Source organism: Halogeometricum sp. S3BR5-2, assembly GCF_031624635.1.
Taxonomy (GTDB): domain Archaea; phylum Halobacteriota; class Halobacteria; order Halobacteriales; family Haloferacaceae; genus Halogeometricum; species Halogeometricum luteum.
The window spans coordinates 22,771-38,666 of record NZ_JAMQOQ010000003.1 but is presented as its reverse complement, the minus strand read 5'-3'; the positions used below and the strand labels follow the sequence as shown (position 1 = coordinate 38,666).

14 protein-coding genes are annotated in these 15,896 nt (G+C 62.2%); 8 read left to right on the top strand and 6 right to left on the bottom strand.

The window, feature by feature from the left end; all coding sequences use genetic code 11:
- Nucleotides 1-169 precede the first annotated feature (169 nt).
- A complete protein-coding gene (locus NDI79_RS12225) occupies nt 170-1,213 on the top strand; it encodes a YihY/virulence factor BrkB family protein (RefSeq protein ID WP_310928772.1) in 1,044 nt (347 codons plus the stop codon).
- Between the two features lie 439 nt (nt 1,214-1,652).
- Here the strand turns inward: NDI79_RS12225 and NDI79_RS12220 are convergent, their stop codons facing one another.
- Together NDI79_RS12220 and NDI79_RS12215 are read right to left on the bottom strand one after the other, a co-directional pair.
- The gene (locus tag NDI79_RS12220) at nt 1,653-4,106 is read right to left on the bottom strand and encodes a glycoside hydrolase family 3 N-terminal domain-containing protein (protein ID WP_310928771.1); all 2,454 of its coding nucleotides are present in this window, start codon (nt 4,104-4,106) and stop codon (nt 1,653-1,655) included.
- 20 nt (nt 4,107-4,126) lie between these two features.
- Complete coding sequence (locus NDI79_RS12215) at nt 4,127-4,588, bottom strand: DUF6141 family protein (protein ID WP_310928770.1); 462 nt, start codon at nt 4,586-4,588, stop codon at nt 4,127-4,129.
- Nucleotides 4,589-4,876: 288 nt separating this feature from the next.
- Here NDI79_RS12215 and trkA point away from each other — a divergent pair, with 288 nt between their 5' ends.
- The 4 genes from trkA (at nt 4,877) to NDI79_RS12195 (ending at nt 8,939) form a co-directional block, all read left to right on the top strand.
- A complete protein-coding gene (gene trkA, locus NDI79_RS12210) occupies nt 4,877-6,214 on the top strand; it encodes a Trk system potassium transporter TrkA (RefSeq protein WP_310928769.1) in 1,338 nt (445 codons plus the stop codon).
- Nucleotides 6,211-7,707: a TrkH family potassium uptake protein gene (locus NDI79_RS12205; protein ID WP_310928768.1), complete on the top strand. Its 1,497-nt coding sequence runs from the start codon at nt 6,211-6,213 to the stop codon at nt 7,705-7,707. The genes trkA and NDI79_RS12205 overlap by 4 nt, the downstream gene beginning before the upstream one ends.
- A gap of 306 nt (nt 7,708-8,013) precedes the next feature.
- On the top strand, nt 8,014-8,685 hold the full coding sequence (locus tag NDI79_RS12200) for a sensor domain-containing protein (RefSeq protein ID WP_310928767.1): 672 nt from the start codon (nt 8,014-8,016) through the stop codon (nt 8,683-8,685).
- Nucleotides 8,686-8,705: 20 nt separating this feature from the next.
- Nucleotides 8,706-8,939 (top strand): hypothetical protein, encoded by a 234-nt coding sequence (locus NDI79_RS12195; RefSeq protein ID WP_310928766.1) that lies wholly within the window; start codon nt 8,706-8,708, stop codon nt 8,937-8,939.
- Between the two features lies 1 nt (nt 8,940).
- Here the strand turns inward: NDI79_RS12195 and NDI79_RS12190 are convergent, their stop codons facing one another.
- Together NDI79_RS12190 and NDI79_RS12185 are read right to left on the bottom strand one after the other, a co-directional pair.
- Nucleotides 8,941-10,470 (bottom strand): hypothetical protein, encoded by a 1,530-nt coding sequence (locus NDI79_RS12190; RefSeq protein WP_310928765.1) that lies wholly within the window; start codon nt 10,468-10,470, stop codon nt 8,941-8,943.
- An 80-nt stretch (nt 10,471-10,550) separates the two neighbouring features.
- Entirely contained in the window at nt 10,551-11,381 is an 831-nt protein-coding gene (locus NDI79_RS12185) for an ABC transporter ATP-binding protein (RefSeq protein WP_310928764.1), read from the bottom strand.
- Nucleotides 11,382-12,126: 745 nt separating this feature from the next.
- Here NDI79_RS12185 and NDI79_RS12180 point away from each other — a divergent pair.
- A complete protein-coding gene (locus tag NDI79_RS12180) occupies nt 12,127-12,885 on the top strand; it encodes an IclR family transcriptional regulator (protein ID WP_310928763.1) in 759 nt (252 codons plus the stop codon).
- A 116-nt stretch (nt 12,886-13,001) separates the two neighbouring features.
- Nucleotides 13,002-13,151, top strand: coding sequence for a hypothetical protein (locus NDI79_RS12175; protein ID WP_310928762.1), 150 nt, complete (start codon nt 13,002-13,004; stop codon nt 13,149-13,151).
- Here NDI79_RS12175 and NDI79_RS12170 read toward each other — a convergent pair.
- Nucleotides 13,139-14,749: a class I adenylate-forming enzyme family protein gene (locus NDI79_RS12170; RefSeq protein ID WP_310928761.1), complete on the bottom strand. Its 1,611-nt coding sequence runs from the start codon at nt 14,747-14,749 to the stop codon at nt 13,139-13,141. The genes NDI79_RS12175 and NDI79_RS12170 overlap by 13 nt on opposite strands.
- 106 nt (nt 14,750-14,855) lie before the next feature.
- On the opposite strand from NDI79_RS12170, the gene NDI79_RS12165 reads away from it, so the two are divergent.
- Nucleotides 14,856-15,242: a VOC family protein gene (locus tag NDI79_RS12165; RefSeq protein ID WP_310928760.1), complete on the top strand. Its 387-nt coding sequence runs from the start codon at nt 14,856-14,858 to the stop codon at nt 15,240-15,242.
- Between the two features lie 7 nt (nt 15,243-15,249).
- Here NDI79_RS12165 and NDI79_RS12160 read toward each other — a convergent pair whose 3' ends face one another.
- The gene (locus NDI79_RS12160) at nt 15,250-15,861 is read right to left on the bottom strand and encodes a UbiX family flavin prenyltransferase (protein WP_310928759.1); all 612 of its coding nucleotides are present in this window, start codon (nt 15,859-15,861) and stop codon (nt 15,250-15,252) included.
- Nucleotides 15,862-15,896 lie beyond the last annotated feature (35 nt).

The window sequence follows — 15,896 nt, the reverse complement described above, 5'->3', positions numbered from 1 at the left end:
GGGCCCGATTGTCCTTCGGCGCTACGGCCTACCGCAGTCCGAGTTTCGATATCACGCGTAGAGCTACGCGACGCCGGCGAGAATCGTCACGGAGACGATGTCATCGGCTCCTGCTGGGTCGAAGACCGTCGACCCCCTGAGTTACGTTCCTCAGTGGAGTACTGTGAACATGCAGCTTCAATCGCTGACTTCCGGTGCGAAAGCGACGAAGGAAATCTTCAGCGAGAAGAACGTCACCTTCCTCGCCGGGAGTATCGCCTACAGCGCGTTCGTCTCGCTGGTTCCGCTGGTGATGTTCTTTCTGTTGGCGGTCTCTCTGTTCGGCGTTCCCGAACTGCAGCAGCAGATCATCACGCTCGCCACGGACAACGTCTCACCGTCGGTCGGCGGCGTCATCGAGGTGATGATCACACAGCAGAGCAGCGCCGGAACCGGGTCGGCGGTCGGGGCATCGATCATCGGCGTGCTCACACTCGTCTGGGGGGCGATCAAGGTGTTCCGCGGACTCGACACCGCCTTCTCGGAGATCTACGAGACGACCACCCGGGAGTCGTTCGTGGGTCAACTCAAAAAGAGCGTCCTCGTGCTCCTCACCCTGACGCTGGGGGTCATCGCGATGGTCGGCGCCACCAGCGTCGTCGCGTTCTTCTCGTTCGTCCCGTTCATCGGACTCGTAGTGCCTCTGTTGCTCGTCGTCGGCCTCATCGTGGCGTTCTTTCCGATGTACTACTTGTTCCCCGATATCGACGTCGAACCGCGAGCGGTCCTCCCCGGGGTGCTCGTCGGTGCGGTGGGGTGGGCTCTCCTGCAGGTGCTGTTTCAACTCTATGTCTCTGTGAGTGGCGGTGGTGGGAACCTCATCGCGAGTATTCTGCTGTTGGTCACGTGGCTGTACTTCAGCGGCGTCGTTCTGCTGTTAGGTGCGGTCGTCAACGCCGTCGCTATCGGCCGTACTGATGAGATACTCGAGGGCGAGAGCGGACCCTCGATCGTAGACACGACGATGGACCGAGACGAGGCCGCAGCGTATTTTCGCCAGCTTCGCGAGGATCTCACCGGCCGGTTCGAGGGGTCGCGTTCCACGCGGACTGACTCGCCCCCGAAGCGCGATCCCCCCCGTGAGACAGTCTCCGTCGTCGAGGCCGTTCGAGCAGACGGGGAAGCGAAGACTCACGAAGTACGATTACGCTGGCAGTCTCACGACAAGAGCTGAGACTGAGCTGCCACTTCCGGATCCGTCGAGAGAGGAACACGAGCGACTGTTCGGAGAGGCCGCCGTCGACGAACTGTCCCTCCAACGAAATCACCGCGTATTGTGGTTAGTTCATATGTAATACTCTGCAGCCAGTTCAGCGTAGTTGAGTTGGAAATACACGAACCCTCTGTGATGAACACACGCTCTGTACCCGGTACGTCGCTCTTGACCGCGCTCGGTGAGGTCTCTGTGGTCGTGCTGAATAGAAGGCGCAAGCCAGTCACGGGTTCGGCACCCAGTATGAGAGAATCGCTCAGAAGAGAGCGTAACTCGGTCACTGTGCTTATCCGAGTTCGACATCCAACGAGGTGCCAGGAGAACCCCCCTGCTCTAGACGCTCGAGCAGCAACGCAGGGAGCGGAACGACCAGTAGCGTAGTAGAGAGACGAGACAGCGTTCACTCGACCAGCTCGAACGTCGCCACCGCAGCGATATCGTCGGCCGCGTGACCGACCTGTACCTCGAACTCACCGGGTTCTGCGGCGTACTCTTCGTCGGCGGTCCAGAACGCGAGATCAGCCGTGGTCAACTCGAACGAGACGGTCTCGGATTCGCCGGCCTCAAGCTCGACGTTCCCGAACCGGACCAACTCTCGGATCGGCCGTGCCCGACTCCCGACTAAGTCTCTGACGTACACCTGTACCACCTCGGTTCCGGCCCGACCACCGGTATTCTCGACAGTCACGTCGACCGAGAGGGAGTCCTCAGGTGTAATCGCCGGTACGTCGAGGGACACGTCGGTGTACGCGAATTCGGTGTAGCTCTCACCGTGGCCGAAGGCGTACAGTGGCTCGTTTGGGATGTCGAGATACCGGGACAAGTACTTCTCGGCGGGGTTCTCCGGCGGCTCCGTCAGGTCCACGTCGACGTCCTCGGCCGGTCGGCCGGTCTTCAGGCGGTCGTAGTAGATCGGAATCTGTCCTTCCGTGATGGGGAACGACATCGGCAGTCGGCCCGATGGGTTGTACTCCCCGAGGAGTACGTCTGCGATGGCGGGTCCGGCCTCGACACCCGGGAACCAGGCTTCGAGAATCGCAGGAACGTGTTCGGCCTCCCAGTCGATTGCTAACGGCCGGCCGTTAAACAGCACGGCGGCGACTGGCGTCCCCGTCTCGACGAGCGCTTCGAGCAGCGCCCGCTGGTCACCGGGCAGGTCGATGTGAGCGCGGCTCGCGGCCTCGCCACTTTGGTCGTAGCGCTCGCCAACGGCGACGACAGCGACATCCGCAGATGCGACGGTCTCCACCGCCGTCTCCAACTGTTCGTCGCTGGCGGTCCCGTCCGTCGCACAGCCCTCGGCGTACGTCAGGTTCTCGACGCGGTCTGTGAGTGACGCTTCGAGTGTGGTCACGTCGTCCGGCGTCCCTTCGGCCCGCCAGGCACCGAGCATATCGGTGGCGCTACCCGCGAGTCCGCCGACAAGTGCGACATCTCTGCCATCCTCCAGTGGCAACAGGTCGGCTTCGTTTTTCAACAGGACCAGCGACTCGCGGGCGACGTCGCGGGCGGCTTGCCGGTGTTCGTCGGTGAGGAGCCGCTGGGTCTGGCGTTCCTCGTCGAAGTGCCGGTAGGGGTCCTCGAACAGCCCCAAGACGGCTTTAACGGTTAGCAGCCGTTTCACCGCTCGGTCGACGAGTGACTCGTCGACGACGCCACTTTCGACTAGGGCGACGAGTTCTGTCACGTAGGCACCGCTGACCATGTCGACATCGGAGCCCGCTTCGATACACGCTCGTGCGATCTCACGCAGGTCCTCGGCGACTCCGTGCGTGGAGAGTTCACCGAAGGAGTTCCAGTCGGACACGACGAGGTCCTCGAAGTCGAGTCGGTCGCGCAGTAGCCCGTCGACGAGTTCCTCGTTACTGCTTGCTGGGATGCGCTCATAGAGGTTGAAGGCGTTCATCACGCTGCCGACGCCCGCCTGCAAACAGGCCTCGAACGGCGGCAGGTGAATCTCGTGGAGGTTCGTCTCGGAGATATCGACGGTATTGTACTCGCGACCGGCCTCAGTAGCACCGTAGCCGATGAAGTGCTTTGCACACGCAAGCACGGTGTCGGCGGCCGAAAGGTCGTCACCTTGGAACCCCCGAACTCGCGCGCTCGAGATCGTAGCGGAGAGATACGGGTCCTCCCCCGCCGCCTCCATGACGCGGCCCCAGCGCGGGTCGCGACTGACGTCGACCGACGGCGCGAACGTCCAGTGAACCCCGCTGGCGGCCGCCTCGGTCGCAGCCACGCGGGCCGAGAGCTCTGCGACCTCCGGATTCCACGATGCCGCCTCGCCGAGCGGAATCGGGAAAATCGTCCGGTAACCGTGGATAACATCCAGCGCCAGCACGAGCGGAATTCCGTGGTCGGACTCCTCGACCGCGAGCCGTTGGAATCGCCGGGCCTCTTCGAGGTCTCTGAAGTTGAGAACCGAACCGATGTCGCCATCCAGAATGCCCTGCTCGATATCCATCTCGCCAGCGGCGGTCCCCGTCGCGAAGTCCGCGTTCAGCTGATTGAGCTGCCCCACTTTCTGCTCGAGCGTGAGTTCCGAGAGCACCGTTTCGACGCGCTCTTCGACCTCGGCTCGCTCTTCCTCGGAGACTTGGTCGAGTAACGATTGTGTCTGCACTTCCATGTGGATGTATTCTACTCGTGTATAAATCTCCAACACTGTCGAAATACTCCTTGTGTGGTCCGTCTCGGCGCTAGATATCAGTGAGACGGACTCGAACACGAGGGCTTCTCTCGACCGTCTACGGATAGAACTCGTCATGGACAATTCGAGGCTAAACCCGCCTTCAGGGCGGGAATACAGCCGACAACCGCTCCACGAACCACGTTCGATAGCCTCCGCGAACATTCCACGTTCGGTCTGTCCCGCTACTCGGGGGTAGATGACGGTACTGCTTCCTCGATGGCTTCGAGCAACGCTTCGGGACGCTGTGACCCGACGAGTACGTCACGCTCGTTCGTCCGCTCGATCCACACGCCCCGATTGCCACGCACGTTGTACGCCACCTTTCCGGGCGCCCAGCGGATGCCCCAGCCACCGAACTCACGGAGCGGGCTATACTCCGTCGTCTCGCAACGTTCGACGTCCGCCCACGCGATTCGACGGGCCGACCGGTGCAGCGGCCACATTTTGACGTAGATTCCGTCGGGTCTCACCTCGGTTTCGAGTCGCAGGCCGTAGAGCAGTCCCGCGACCGCACCGACGACGATGAGTCCGCTCCACGCGAGGGGTCCTAGTGCGAGCATGAGCAGTGCGACACCGCCGAGAAGCGCCCAAACCCACGGCTGACGGAACTGCTGTACTTCTCGGAAGAGCGGTTTGTCCTGCATGTGTACGTCGCACGACGTTGTCGTTGCTCGGTAATGGATTCTCCGGGTGCCGAGATGCGGTCGCCCGGACGCGTGTTCCGTATCCGTACCGTCGCAAGAGCGTGCTAACGTTTGCCGAATAACTGAATTACCGGTGCTGTCGACAGCCAAGCCCGGTCTTGACGGACGAAAAACGGGTGAGCGGTGTAAGTCCCTCAGACGAACTATTCGTACGTTGTTCCCCTAGAACGACTTTTTTGTATAGCTCCCTCTTTTACCGCACGTGATGGATAGCTTGAGGGAGAGCTAGTGCGAGTCATCATCGTCGGAGCCGGCGAGGTCGGTTCCAATATCGCAGCCAGCCTCGCCGAGAGTCACGACGTCATCGTCATCGATGTGGATCCCGAGACGGTCGAGGAACTCACCTACTCGAGCGACATCCTGGCGATCGAAGGCGACGGAACGTCGCTAGAGACGCTCGAAGACGCTGGTCTCGGTGAGGCGGATATGCTCATCGCCAGTACCGACGACGACGAGACCAACATACTTTCCTGCGGAACGGCAAAGACCGTCGGAGACATCTTCACTATCGCTCGCGTCCGGAACGCGAACTTCCTCGCCACGTGGACCCGGTCGGAAGGCGCGTTCGGCGTCGACTTCATGGTGTCGACGAACCTCCTCACGGCGAACGATATCGTGCGCGTGGTCGGGCTTCCGGCGGCGGTCGACGTCGACCCGTTCGCCGGTGGAATCGTCCAGATGGCCGAGTTCGAGGTGGCTGCGGACAGCGAAATCGCGGGCCGTACCGTCGAAGAAGTCGACACGTTCGAGGCACTGACGTTCGCTGCATTGGTTCAGAACGGCGACGTCGCAATCGCCCGAGGGCAGACTCCGATCGAAGCCGGGAACAAAGCCATCGTCATCGGCAGTCCGGAGAGCGTCCAAGCGTTTTCGAGAACCGTCGCCCCGGCGAAAACGCCCGACGAAGCCCGCGATATCGTCATCGTCGGCGGAAGCGATATCGGGTATCATACGGCCAAACTGCTCGAAGAGCGAGGTCTCCAATCGCGTCTGATCGAACAGGATGCGGAACGCGGTCGGCAGCTCGCCGAGGCCCTCCCGGGGACGATCGTGATGAAACACGACGCGACGGACGTGGAATTTCTCGTCGGTGAACATATCGACCGAGCAGACGCGGTTATCGCGGTGGCGGACAGCGACGAGAAGAACCTCCTCGTCTCCCTGCTCGCGAAGAGTCTCGGCGTTCGGCGAACGGTGGCCGTCATCGAAGAGGGGCAGTACGCAAACCTCTTCGAGACGGTGGGAATCGACGTCGCGATCAACCCGCGTGAGGCGACGGCCGAAGAGATTGTCCGTTTCACCCAGGAGGGACAGATCGAGAATCTTTCGCTTATCGAGGGACGGCAGGCGGAAGTACTGGAGATCGAGGTCGACGAAGCGAGTGTCCTCACTGGCCGTCCAATCCGCGAGTGCGTCGGTGAACTCCCGTCTGAGGTCGTGATCGGGGCGATCACGCGAAACCAGGAGTTCGTCGTCCCCCGCGGCGATACCGTCATCGAACCCGGAGATCACGTCGTTCTCTTCGTGTCTGCAGATGCACTGTCCGCCGTTATGAGCGTCGTATGAGAGTGCGAGTCGACTGGCGGGTCAGCTGCCGACTGGTCGGGACGATACTCAAGTGGCTCTGGATCCCGCTCGTCCTTCCGCTCGGACTCGCACTCTACGATGGAACGCCGCTGCTCCCCTTCGTCCTGCCGATGATCGGCACAGTCGTGGGTGGTCTCGGACTCGAACAACTGACCGAGGATCGGGACCTGCGGACGCGCGAGGCGTTTCTGATGGTGTCGCTGACGTGGCTGTTTCTCTCGCTCGTCGGCGCAGCCCCGTTCGTACTCGCCGGCGAAGGGGTGCTTGCGGAGCCCGTAAACGCGGTCTTCGAGAGTATGAGCGGGATCACGACGACGGGGGCGACGATCATCGTCGACTTCGACCGACACTCACGAGCGGTTCTCATGTGGCGGGCGATGCTACAGTGGATCGGCGGGCTCGGAATCCTCGTTCTCGCGACGGCGGTGCTCTCTCAGCTCTCGGTCGGTGGTGCCCAACTCATGGAGACCGAGACGCAGACGCAAGACGTGAACAAACTCACGCCCCGCATCTCTGAAACCGCCGCTCTCCTCTGGAAGATCTACATCAGTCTGACCGGCCTGCAAGTAGCAGTGCTCTACGGGCTGCACCTCGTCGGATACGCACCCGAGATGACGCTGTACGACGCCGTGGCTCACGCATTCACGACGATTTCGACGAGCGGGTTTTCGCCGCGCGGCGACAGTATCGCTGCGTTTTCCCCCGCCGTTCAGTGGGCGATCGTCCCCTTCATGGCCATCGGGGCGACGAGTTTCATTCTGATTTACTTCGTCGTCCACGGAAACTTCGAGCGACTCCGACAGAGCGACGAATTTCGATTCTACGTCGGAATTCTGGCGTTCTTCACCCTCGGTGTCGGGGGGATGCTGTTCGCCGACGGTGCGCCGTACACCAGCCTCGAAGCGATTGCCCGTCACTCGCTCTTTCAAGTCGTCTCCATCGTGACGACGACCGGCTACGCGAGTACGGACTTCAATCTCTGGTCGTCGGGGGCGAAGCATCTCCTGTTCGTCTGTATGTTCATCGGCGGGATGGCCGGAAGTACGACGTGTTCGATCAAGGCGCTCCGCTGGTTGGTCGTCATAAAGGCGTTTCGACGGGATCTGTTCACCGCGTCCAATCCGAGTGCGATTCGACCGATCCGCCTGAGCGGAAACGTCGTCGACGAGGAGACGATTCGAGACATCTACGCCTACACGCTTGTCAGCCTCGTTTTCTTCATCCTCGCCACGATTTTCGTCGTCGTCGACGCATCTCGAGTACGCTTGACGGTTTCCGAATTCGAGGCGATGAGCGCAGCAGCAGCGACGTTCTTCAACGTCGGACCGGCGTTCGGGATCGCGGGCCCGCTCGAAAGTTACGACCCGTTTCCGACGTCGACGAAACTCGTGATGACGTTCCTCATGTGGATCGGTCGGATCGAGATCATCCCGGTGTTGGTGTTGTTGACGCCGTCCTACTGGCGGTCGTAGGTGACACGCCGGAAGTAGGAGAACCGCTGGTCGAGTCCCATTCCGTGTCGGGGATGAGTCAGCCAGCACCCGAACGGTCCGGAAATGGGGCCTCCGACTATCGGTCACCGGAGTGACGCGACTCCGCTCGGCGGCGTTGAATATCATCGGATAGAACGCCTGCATCGACAGTTTCAGCAGGTCTGCGTGGTTGTCGGATTTACGTCCCCCGTGAACGGCGGGACTCTCTTTGATTCAGGTAACACACGGGTCGAAACGGGCCATCCGGAATCTTGATTGGCCTGTCTAGTAGACAGATACCTGACAATGCCCTCCCTCTCCAGCTCTCACACCCCTCTCGTGGGGGCCGTTCGAGCGGCGGTCAGCCCGGTGTTTGCCAAGCGGACGTACAAACGGCTGGCGTATCTCATCGTCGCGTTGCCGCTCGCGATGTTCTACTGGACGCTGTTCAGTTTCGGGATGGTCTTCGGAGCGGTGCTTTCGATACTGCTCGTGGGGGTCGCTATCCTGCTGCTCATGGTTCTCCTCGTCCGTCTGCTGACCGCGCTGGAGCGCCGACTGGCCGGTGCGCTGCTCGACGTTTCCCTCGCTCAGACGAACGACGTCGACTTCGGTGACGGAATCGGCGGGCAACTCCGAGGGTATCTCGACGCACCGAGCACTTGGCGAGGGTTCGGGTTCCTCTCCCTGAAATCCTTTCTCGGTATCGTCGGCGGCGTTCTCGTGTACGGAGTAGCGCAGGGTCTGTCGTTGGTCTCGGCCGTGGTCAGTCGACCGACTGAAATCGGGTTCGGGGAGGTCAACGGTGAGCCCGTGACCTGGACGGTCGAGACGGTCCCGGAGACCGTACTCGCGACGGGAGCAGGCCTCTGCCTCATCGTTCTGACCCTACACCTGGCCAACGGATTCGGCTACGTTGCTGAACGGATGGCGACGGCCCTTCTGGGAACTCCGACAGCAGGATCAGAACACTCTTGATACAGAATCGAGCACGCACCGTGATTTTTCTCTACATGTGCGTGTTTGTGCTGGTCGTCGGGCCGGATCTCGAATCAGTTACCGGTCTGGAAACGCTCTCCATGGAAACTACAAGAGGCGCGGAACGCACCTGGGACTTAGTCTCGGAGCCGCAGGGGTGGTTTCTCTGTCTCGGCTACATTCTCGTTCATTACACGTATCTGTTCGCCCGCGCACGACTCGCTGGTGAACCGGTTGATTCATACTGGGAGTGAGTCATCCGAACTGATACCCGCCGATTCCCTTCCGGGCGTTGGATACGGAGATGGCACCGACGATACACGCGAGAGTGGCGGAGCCGAGCGTCCCACCGATTCCGATCACGAATCGGTCGACACCGAACAGCGAGGCGAGCGCGTGTCCGAGGACGTCTAAGTGAGCGGCCACCGTCGGGAGCGCAACGCCGAGCACAGCGAGCGAGTAGAACCCGAACGCGAAGGCACTCGGTACGATCGCTTTCGTGCTTCGGGAGACGCTGACAGCCTCGAAGCGCGGAAACGCGACGCCGATACCCGTAGCGATCGCTCCCGACCCGACCGACAGAACGAGCGCTGAGACGCCGAGCGTCGCGACGGTCTGCGGCGAGTGCGGACTGAGGACGCCCGTGAGGACGGTTGCCGCGACGGTCATCGGCACCATCGGAACGGCGCCGGAGACGACGTGACCGACGAGCAGCGCTCGTTCGGGAACCTCGGACAGCAGCGTGACGGGCAGCGCCGCGCCCTCTTGGCCGAGGACGTTGAGCGCGAACAACGAGCCCGTGACCCACGTTCCACAGACGAGCACCCACAGCGGCAGTCCGGGTCCGACCACACCGGTCCGTACGGCCGTGACGAGTGGGTTCACGAGGAAGATGAGCGGGTACAGCGCGAACGAGAGCGAGAGCGGTGAGCGCCGCGCACGCTTCCAGTCGGCCTGTACAACCCCGAATACGGGCTGAGAGAAGACGCTCGAGAGTCCCGCGAATCGCGATGCGACAGCCGACGACCGATCCTCTTCGTGAGTGACGTGGACGCCGTCGGCGTACCACAGCGACTCGGAGAGCCGAAACAGCGCCGCGACCGTCGTGGTGATGAACACGGCCGAGAATACCACGCTCCCGACCGCGCGGAGCGGCGACGCACCGGCAGCGAGGCCGACCGCCGCGAGGTCCCCGAACCAGGCCACCGGCGTCAGCGCGAGCACCCGGTACACGGGTTCTAAGACCGACGCAAACGAGTTCGTGAAGATCACGGCGAAGTATCCGACGCTGAGCAGGACGACGAACAGTGTCCGGAGCCGACTGAGTAGCACCGATCGGACACCCGCGTTCCGAACGCCGAGGGCCAGCAGGAAGCCGGCGGGCAGTCCGGTACCGAGTACGAGACAGAGCGTAAGCAACACGACGGGCACCGTGAGAACCGAGCCCGCCCCGATTGCGAAGGTGACCGCCGCCGCGCTTCCGGCCGTGAGTCCGAACGCAGACCACAGCGCAAGCTCCGCCCCCACGAGCCCGCTGATGACGACTCGGTGTGAGACCGTCGTCAAGAGCCCGTCGAGGTTGTCCGGTCGCAGTGCGACGGAGTACGCTCGATAGCCGCCGAGCGCTGTGACGCCGATCCACGCGTAGACGAATCCCATTCGGCTCCACTCGACGATCCGGTCGGTCTCACTCCCGGCGACGAACTCGCCGGCGGCGTACGCGCCGACCAACCCGCCGAGGGAGAACGGCAAGAACAGCAGCAATCCGAACGCGAGTACCACCATCTGCGTGTCGTTGTCCCGTATCGTCCGCCATCGACGCCGAAGTTCGGTCCGAGCAACCAGCCGGGATCGGTTCAGCCACGTCATCGGTCGTCCGCGTCCGGCTTCGTCGAATCAGTTGCTCCGTCCGAGCGGGCCACGCTCGATTCCGGTTTCGCTCCCCTCCCGGTCGGCGTCCGTTCCCGTTCGGCCGTGACCGAGAGGAACACGTCTTCGAGCGTCGTTCCGTCCTCGGATTCCATCCGCGCCGTGAGTTCCGCCGGCGACCCCTCGGTCACGAGGTCACCCTCGTAGAGGACGCCCACCACGTCGGCGAGTTCTTCGACGACGGAGAGGATGTGCGTCGAGAGAAACACCGTCTGACCCTCGTCGGTGAGTTCGGCGATGACGTCCAGTACGGTCCGGGCGGCGCGCGGATCCAGCCCGCTGGTCGGTTCGTCGAGGAAGACGACGTCGGGTTCGTGCAGCAGCGTCTGTATCAGTCCGACTTTCTGCCGCATTCCCTTCGAGTAGTCCTCGATTCGTTTGTTCGCATCGTCCGTCAGATCGAATCGGTCCAACCAGTTCGTGATTCGCCGATCTATGATCTCGGGAGGGAGGTCTCGGAGCCGACCGAAGTACTCCAGTTGTTCGCGACCCGTCAGTTCGTCGAAAACCGGCGGTTCCTCGGGTAGATAGCCGATCGACGCACGGACGGCGTCGCGGTCGGAGACGGACTGTCCGTCGATCCACGCCTCACCATTCGTCGGGCGAGTCAGTGAGGTCAACATCCGCATCGTGGTCGTCTTCCCGGCGCCGTTCGGCCCGAGGAAGCCGTACACCGTCCCGGGTGCTACTGTGAGGTCGAGACCTTCGACGGCGACTTCGCTTCCGAACCGTTTCGTCAGTCCTTGCGCTTCGATGGCGTGGGTCATGATCCCTCTCGAATCGAGGCTACTTCGCTCGTTGGTGGCCGAGCGTCGTTCAGGAGGGGATTGCTCATACGAGGACCACTCGACATACTGTTGCAGAACTCAGTCGCGCACATAGTTGTTTCCTCTTCGACAGATGTGCGATACCCCTTGGTAGAGCCGTTCGAGAGCGACAGGAGTAGTTCGCCGACCTGTATCGATGGCGCGGCGACGACCCGTTTCGTAGAGCCGAGTGACTCTCGGCGCTCACATGACTCGACTACGGAGCCTCGGAGCTATTTCCCGGACGGTCAGCCGTGTACCTCGTCCTAAAATATAGATGCAAACAAGCCATCTTGATACTCTTTATCCGAATTTGTAGTTCACAAATGCTGGTGTAACAACCATCTGCGGATTATCATATTCACATCGACCCAAGCGAGCTCCCCTTATCGAAGATAGATACATCCACCGTCTTCGAGATACATCTCTCGTACCATCGGATTGGATTCGGACACACGAGTAGTTCTGACCCCTGGGGATACAACGCAGGCCATGAGTGTTCCCAGAATCCATTTCAAAACTAATACTGTAATGGAACTGACTTCACGACCGAAGCAACGACTTAGAGGGTTCGGACGAGAGACGAACAGTATCAGCGTATTAGAGGTGAATCCGTGGCGTTCTGGCACTGAGGGGTTCGCTTTCTGGCGGCGAGGGTGTTCCCACCATACGAAATATTATATATCGTGGCGGTCTTGTACTATCCATGTGCTCGAAGGCGAGCGTGAAGACGGCCGATACGATGTTTCGTATCGTCGACGCTCTGCAAGAGTTCGACGGGGCACGGGTGAGCGAACTGTCCGATAACCTCGATATCGGAAAGAGTACCGTTTATCGCCATCTCTCCGCACTCCAGGAGAACAGGTACGTAGTCAAACAGGGAGATATCTACTACCTGAGCCTGAAATTTCTCGAACACGGATACTACGCTCAGCACCGTGAACCGGTCTACCGGATGGCTAAACCGATCGTCGAGAAACTGGCAGTCGAGACCGAAGAGCGGTGTCAGTTCGTCGTCAAAGAACATTACCGCGGGGTCTACGTGCACGTCGCGAGCGGGGACCGCGGAGTAGAAACGGACACGCAAGGCGGCCAACGCTTCGACCTCCACGTTACCGCGTGCGGCAAGGCGATTCTCGCGAACTTGCCCGAGAGAGAACTCGTAGAAGTGATCGAAAAACACGGGTTGCCGAGGCTCACCGAGAGCTCGATCACCGACGAGGAGGAGTTACGCGAGGAGCTCGCGACGATTCGTGAACAGGGGTACGCGTTCAACCGCGAAGGCCGCGTTGAGGGACTCTGCTCGGTCGGTGTGCCGGTCCTCGGCGTCGCGGGTCAGGTTCTCGGCGCACTCAGCGTCTCCGCTCCCGCCGGGCGAATGCGCGGCGAGTGGTACAGAGAGACGCTTCCCGACATCTTGCTCGGCGCGGCGGACGAGCTAGAACTGAACGTGCGGTATCGGTGACCGAAGGCACCCGAGAGTCAGCGCGGACTTGCAGAAGTTCCTGCATGTACGCGCATATAACGTTCCGTACGGCGGGGGCGAGAAAGGCATATATCCGTCTCTACCGAACGTGACCCATGCCGATCGACAACCGACCCTACTACGTCGGCCGCGCCTGCGGTCCGGACGACCACGAGTTCGCCGAGACTGCGGACGGCGAGCGGTACTGCACGCAGTGTGAGTTCACGTACGACTCGTTGGTCCGAGTCCTCGGTCAGTCGCTGTGACGCTCGTCGTCTCGGATGCGGTCACGCTGGAGTTTCCCCGAACTGTTCCGCGGGAGTTCGTCGACGAACCGAATCGAACGCGGTCGCTTGAAGTCAGCGGCGTTTCGCGTCTCACGCCAGTAGCGCGTTAGGTCGTCAACGGTCAACTGTCCGCCGCTGTCGCGTTCGGCGACGACGTACGCTGCGACGCGTTCGCCGAAGGTTTCGTCGGGTTCACCGACGACGGCGACGTCCAACACGTCCGGATGGTCGGACAGAACCCGCTCTACTTCGGCCGGATACACGTTCTCCCCGCCCGTGACGATGACGTTGTCGAGGCGGTCGACGAGCGCGTACGTCCCGTCCGACCGTCGAACGGCGACGTCACCGGTGAATAGCCACCCGTCGCGGAGCGTGGCGGCCGTAGCTTCGGGGCGGCCGCGATAGCCGGTCATGAGCTTCGGCGCGCGGGCGACGAGGTGGCCCCGTTCGCCGGGCGAGACCGTCTCGTGGGGACCGACCTCCCGCCCGTCTTCCTCGGGTCGGACGAGCCGTATCTCCACGTCGAGGAAGGGTTCGCCGATGGCGTAACCCGCGTCGTCGTCCCCGTCGGGCGACCACCGGTGAACGGTGAGCAATCCAGTCGTCTCGGTGAGGCCGTAGACGTTGACGAGCGACGGACAGAGCGTGTCGGCGACCCACGCCGCGGTATCCTCCGCCAGCGGTGCCCCGGACGTGAACACGGTCCGAAGCGACGAGAGGTCGTACGCTGCGGGATCCACGTCACCGTCGATGACGGCGCGGCGGAGCAGTTGGAAGTGCGTCGGAACGCCGAGCGTGAGCGTCGCGCGCTCGGAATCGACGAGACGGAGCATCGTCTCGGGGTCGAACGACCCGCGGAGGAGGACGTTCGTCGCACCGACGTGTATCGCGGGAAGGAGGAGATTGAGATAGCCCGCAGAGTGTGACAGCGGCGCGACGTTGAGCGCGACGTCGAGAGACCGATACCCGAACTCGCCGACGCAGGCGAGGCTGTTAGCCCACTGGGCGCGACCGGTCGTCTCGACGAGTTTCGGCGTTCCGGTCGTCCCCGAGGTGTGCATCGAGAGAGCGAGCGCTTCCGGGTCAGCACCCGGCTTCTCGGAGGGGGGCTCGGCGTCCGTGACCGCGGAGAACGGCGTCGCCCAATCGGGGACGTCGTTCGCGCCCTCGGGGCCGTCGACGCACACCAGTTGGTCGACGGAGAGACGGTCGCGGACGGCAGCCACGACGTCGATACGCTCCGTATCGAAGAGGAGGGCGGCGGCATCCGCGCCGTCGAGGATGGCTGCGAGTTCCGCGCCCGCGAGGCGGTGATTGACCGGGACGGCGACACCGCCGAGTCGTTGCACGGCTACGTACGCCGCGACTTGCTCGACGCAGTTATCGGTGAACAGTCCGACGGCGTCGCCGGGTCCGATCCCTCGCTCGGCGAGTCCACCGTCGAGGCGGTCCACGAGGCTATCGAGTTCTCGGTACGTCAGTTCGCGACGCGAATGGTCGCCGAAAGCCGGGGCGACGAGCGCCGTCGCGCCGGGATGGCGCTGGGCGGTCCGAGCGAGAGTACGACCAATGTGCACACGTCTCGATATCGCTGAGGTGGTTTAGCGCTTGCGCTCCCAGCCGTTTCCCGCCGTTTTCCCGACTCAGCGGAGGATTTTTGCGTTAAGCGCCCACCGAAGCGGTATGGACATCGCGCAACTGTTTCTGATGACGCGGGACTTAGAGCGCGCCCGAGCGTTCTACGAAGCGCTCGGTTTCACAGTCGCTGACGAGGGGAGCCGGTCTGTCGAATTCGACACCGGAGCGACTCTGCTCAAACTACAGGCCGACTTCGACTCCGAGACGCTCTCGCAGTTCGGTCTCTCGCCGCCCGGCGACGCCCGCGGCGAGGGAGTCGTCGTCGTCGTCGAGGTTCCAGACGTCGACGCCGTCGCCGAACGCGTGAGAGCGGCGACGGACGGTCACGGGGGAAGGCTACTCGCCGGACCGCGCGACGTGGACTGGGGCCGGCGCCTCGTCCTCGTCACCGACCCGGACGGGTATACGCTCGAACTCTCAGAGCCGCTGTAACGACCGTTCAATCGCCGTCCCCTCCGCCGTTCGATTCTGAATCGGCCACCGAAGAGATGCCGTCCCACTCGTCGAATGCCACATCGACGTCGAAGTAGGTGAGCGTCCGGGCTATCGTTCTGGCGACCATCTCCTCGATGGAGGCCGGGCGGTTGTAGAAGGAGGGTAGCGGCGGCATCACGATGGCACCGGCGTCAGTGGCGTCCAGCATGTTCTTGAGGTGAATACGGTTGAAGGGCTTTTCTCGGGGCATCAACACGAGCGGACGGCGCTCTTTGAGCGCGACGTCCGCCGACCGTGCGATGAGGTTCGTCGAGTTGCCGTGTGCGATGTTCGAGAGCGTCTTCATCGAACACGGCGTGACGAGCATCCCGCGCGTTCGGAACGAGCCGCTGGCGGTCGGTGCGCCGATGTTACGGTTGTCGTGGACGTAGTCCGCGAGCGAGCGGACGTCTTCGACGGTGTACTCCGACTCCTGTCGAATATTCAGTCCGGCAGCGTCTGAGAGCACGAGATGAGTCTCGACATCGGCGTTCGCGAGAAATTCGAGCGCCTTGATGGCGTACAGTTGCCCAGTCGCGCCGGTGACGCCGACGACGACCCTGTTAGAGGACTGCATACCGTGGTAATAGAGCGTTAGCTCTTCGCTCTTCC